Raw genomic sequence first — 567 nt, forward strand, 5'->3', positions numbered from 1 at the left:
CGAGTGCGCTTCCCGCCTGAATGGCAAACGCAATGCCGGTCACGGTCGGCTTGCTTTCGCCGGGCGGAACGATTGTCACGCTTTCGAGGCGCAGTTCGCGTTCAGGTGCAGGCATTAGCATAACAGGAGCGGTTTCAGGAACCTTTTCCAAGAGGTCCTCCAGCCGCGCCCAACCCTGGCGCGCCATGAGGAAGGGTTTCCAGCTTGAAATGGCGAGGTCGACCGGAGCCAGCGCACGCCCCATCATGATCGAACTGGCAATCATGACCCCGGCCGTAGCCTCTTCCCTGACGACAAGGTACGCACCGACGGCAAGAATGGCCGATTGCAGCAGCACGCGCAGCGACTTTGAAATGGCACCCAGCCCACCGGCCACGTCCCCAGCTTTCCGGTTGGCGGCCAGATACTTGGCATTGGCCTTTTGCCATCGGGCAGCGATCCGCTTTCCAAGACCGAGAGCTTGCACGACCTCGGCATTGCAACGCGCTGCTTGCAGCAGACCATTGCGTGCCATGTTGTGGGCAACGGTATCGCTTATCGGCCCTTGCGAGAGAGTGTTGGCAAGAA

The 567-nt window shown here is 60.7% G+C and carries 1 protein-coding gene; it reads right to left on the bottom strand.

The annotated features are described in order from the left end of the window. Positions 1–567 (bottom strand): ABC transporter transmembrane domain-containing protein (locus NKJ88_RS32950; RefSeq protein WP_352446984.1); only part of this gene is annotated, 567 nt, incomplete at both ends.

The sequence above is a fragment of the Mesorhizobium sp. M0016 genome (assembly GCF_040324035.1).
GTDB lineage: Bacteria > Pseudomonadota > Alphaproteobacteria > Rhizobiales > Rhizobiaceae > Mesorhizobium.